This window comes from Streptomyces sp. SPB074, assembly GCF_000154905.1.
Lineage (GTDB): Bacteria > Actinomycetota > Actinomycetes > Streptomycetales > Streptomycetaceae > Streptomyces.
The window spans coordinates 3,888,732-3,892,096 of the sequence record NZ_GG770539.1; the positions used below are offsets into that span (position 1 = coordinate 3,888,732).

The window sequence follows — 3,365 nt, forward strand, 5'->3', positions numbered from 1 at the left end:
GCGGGCGAGCCGGGCCGTGTCCGGCGCGTACGAGCGCGCCTCGCCGCGATCCGCCGCCCGGTACGCCGCGTACAGCCCGCGCACGCCGAGCCAGCGCAGCGGCTCCGGCTCCCACCCGCGCGCGCGGTGGCCGACCCAGGGGAGCGCGGTGAGCGGCGTTTCCCCGCTCTGGCCCGCGTCCCGCCGGATCAGGTCGCGCAGCGTGCGCGCCGCCAGGTTGCTCGTCGCGACGCCCGAGCCCACGTAACCGCCCGCCCAGCCCAGCCCCGTGGTCCTGTCGAGGCCGACCGTCGCGCACCAGTCGCGCGGCACGCCGAGCACCCCCGACCACGCGTGCGCCACCCGCGCCCCCGCGAGCTGCGGGAAGAGCGCCACGAGGAGGTGCCGCAGCTCCGCGACGGCCGACGGCCGCGTACGCCCGTCGTGGTCCGTGCGCGAACCGAAGCGGTACGGGACGCCCCTGCCGCCCAGCGCGATCCGGTCGTCCGCCGTCCGCTGCGCGTACAGGTACGCGTGCGCGAAGTCCCCCAGCGTCTCGCGGCCCGCCCAGCCGGTCCGCTCCCAGAACGCGGGCGGCAGCGGATCGGTCACGATCATCGAGGAGTTCATCGGCAGCCACGTGCGCCGCTGCCCCTTCAGCCCCGCCGTGAAGCCCTCCGTGCAGCGCAGCACGTACGGGGCGCGCACCGTCCCGTACGGCGTCACCGCGTGCTGCGGCCGGATCTGCGTGACCGGCGTCGACTCGTGTATCCGTACGCCGATCTCCTCCGCCTTCGCCGCCAGCCCCCGCACCAGCTTCGCCGGTTGCAGCCGCGCCCCGTGCGGCGTCCACGTCGAGGCGACGGCCCCCGCGACCCGTATGCGGGCCGCCGTCCCCCGCGCCCCGTACAGCTCCCTGTCGCTCTCCCCGTACGCCAACTCCTCGGCGTGGAAGGCCCGCAGGCGCCCCGCCTGCGCGGGCGTCGTCGCGACTTCGAGCACCCCGCCCCGCACGAGGTCGGCGTCGATGCCCTCCGCCTCGGTGGTGCGCACGACCTCCGCGACCGTCTCGTTCACCGCCCGCTGGAGCCGGACGGCGGCGTCCCTGCCGTGCAGCCGCGCGTACCGCGCGCGGCCCGCGATGCCGTTGTAGAGCCAGCCGCCGTTGCGCCCCGAGGCCCCGTAGCCGCAGAAGGAGCGTTCGAGCACGACGACATCGAGGTACGGGAGCGCCCGCTTGAGGTAGTACGCGGTCCACAGCCCCGTGTAACCGCCCCCGACGACCGCCACATCGGCCCGCGTGTCCCCGTCGAGCGGCTCGCGCGGCGCGGGCAGCCCCTCGCGCGCCCACCAGTACGAGATCCCGCCGTTCACGACGTCCTGGCCGAGCCTTCCGTCCATCCCCGATCCGCCTCCTCGGTGCGCGACGGCGCGCGAGCGCCGCGCGGGTGGGGGAGGGACGGTAGCGGGCCGGGCCGCCGTACGGGTAGAGCGGCGGGCGACCGCCCGGCGGAGCCGCGCCCCTGCCCTTCCCGTATGGCGCGTATGGCCCCTTCCGTCCCCTTCACCGTCCCCGCCCGCTTCGCCGAGGGCCGGCGGCACTACGAGGGCGCGGCGGGCGCCGCCTTCGTGGCCGCCGCGCCCGCGATGGCCGCCCGCCGCATGGAACGGTGGTCGCCGCGCCCCGACGGGCGCGTGCGGCACGGCGTCGCCGCCCTCGTCCTGCCCGTACGGACAGGGGACGGCGAACAGGCGGTGCTCAAGGCCCAGTTGCGGACCGAGGAGACGGCGGGCGAGGGAGCGGCGCTGCGGGCGCGGTGGGTGTGGCGGGTGACCAGAGGACGCCGGGGATGTCGCCGAGGGTGAAGTCGCGGGTGAGCACGCCGTTCGCGGAGGACTCGGCGGTGAAGGAGGGAGAGTGCGCGGTGGTGCCTTTCGGGAGTGCCGGGTGTTCAGGCGCTCCCGGCGGGCCTGCCTCGGCCGCCGGCCGTGACGCGAAAGGGGGAGCACCGACGTCGAAACAGCGTTCATGGGTCCCTCACCTCCTCGGGCGGTGTCACGGTCGCCCGCAAGCCACCGGCCCCGGCCGAACCCTTCCGGGGGCACCGGCCGAACCGCCGCCGAGCCCCGCCCCCGCCGTCGCCCCGCCGTCCCCCGCCGTCCCCCGCCGTCGCCACGCCACCGCCGCGTCCCCGGCCGCCTTGCCGGGATGCGCGGTTCCGGCCGGTTAACCTGCGCGGATGAGTGAGACGAGCGGGCGCGTGAGCGACGGCGGGTACGCGGGCCGGATCAGGACGGCGCTGCCCGAGGACCTGGTCGAGATCTACGCGATGGTGACGGAACTCGCCGCCTACCACGAGGCGTTGCACGAGCTGCGGGCCACCGAGAAGGAGATCGGCGAGGCGCTCTTCGGCGAGGACGCGATGGCCTGCGCGTACCTCGCGCAGACGCCGGAGGGCGCGACGGCGGGATTCGCGCTCTGGTACCGCAACTTCCGGCGGCGCGGGCGCCCCGGCATCTACCTGGAAGACCTCTACGTGCGCCCCACGCTCCGGGGCGGCGGCCACGGCAAGGCGCTGCTCGCCGCGCTGGCCAGGACGTGCGTGGAACGCGGCTACGAACGCCTCGAATGGTCCGTGCTCGACTCCAACACGTCGACCGTGGCCTTCTACGAGTCCATGGGCGCCGTCCCGCACGCGGGCTGGACCGAGTTCCGCCTCACGGGCGAGAGCCTGCGGCGGCTCGGGGCGGCGTGAGCGACCGGGGCCGGTATCAACGGGCCCCGTCCGCCCAGGGGTTCGCCCAGTCGCACACCGGGCAGGCGTAGCGGCCGTTGAGCCCGGCGACGAGGGTCCCGCACCGCTGGCAGGGCATCTGCGTGAGGCGGAGCACGGTGAGGGCCGGAGCGGGGGAGGGCGCGGGTTCCGACCCGGGCGCGGCGGGCGCGCGCTGGGGCGCGGCGGGTCCGGGGGCGGACGGTAAGGCCGCCTCGGGCGCCTCCTCGGCGGGGGCGGGGGCGTCCGCCGGCCGGGCGTCCTGGGCGGGCGGGCCCGGCGCGGGGGTGTCGGGAGCGGGGAGCTCCCGGGCGGAATCGGTCATGTGGGCACATTAACCGGCCGACGGCCCGGTGGACACGCCTCCGCTTGTACGGACCGTGCGGCGGCGCACCGGCACCGGGCCCCGGGGCGGCTCCGGCGCGAACGGCCACCGGGACCGCCCTCTGCCGGTCCTCTGCCGGTCCTCTGCCGGTCCTCTGCCGGTCCCCTGCCGGTCCTCTGCCGGTCCCCTGCCCGTGCCCTGTCGGTCCCTTGCGGCACAGTGGCCCCCATGACCTCACGCCCCGCCCGTCGTCCGGCCTCCGCCGCTCCGCGCTCCGCCGCCCCGCG

4 protein-coding genes are annotated in these 3,365 nt (G+C 76.8%); 2 read left to right on the forward strand and 2 right to left on the reverse strand.

Annotated features, from left to right (window positions below; genetic code table 11):
• Nucleotides 1-1,380, reverse strand: a 1,380-nt coding sequence (locus tag SSBG_RS16190) for an NAD(P)/FAD-dependent oxidoreductase (protein ID WP_008747170.1), incomplete at its 3' end; no start/stop codon positions are given.
• 135 nt (nt 1,381-1,515) lie between these two features.
• On the opposite strand from SSBG_RS16190, the gene SSBG_RS35820 reads away from it, so the two are divergent.
• Nucleotides 1,516-1,845, forward strand: a complete 330-nt coding sequence (locus SSBG_RS35820) for a hypothetical protein (RefSeq protein ID WP_324603545.1) — start codon at nt 1,516-1,518, stop codon at nt 1,843-1,845.
• Nucleotides 1,846-2,219: 374 nt separating this feature from the next.
• Nucleotides 2,220-2,735, forward strand: a complete 516-nt coding sequence (locus SSBG_RS16200; RefSeq protein ID WP_037869922.1) for a GNAT family N-acetyltransferase — start codon at nt 2,220-2,222, stop codon at nt 2,733-2,735.
• 16 nt (nt 2,736-2,751) lie between these two features.
• Here the strand turns inward: SSBG_RS16200 and SSBG_RS16205 are convergent, their stop codons facing one another.
• Nucleotides 2,752-3,078 (reverse strand): hypothetical protein, encoded by a 327-nt coding sequence (locus SSBG_RS16205; RefSeq protein ID WP_008747174.1) that lies wholly within the window; start codon nt 3,076-3,078, stop codon nt 2,752-2,754.
• Nucleotides 3,079-3,365 lie beyond the last annotated feature (287 nt).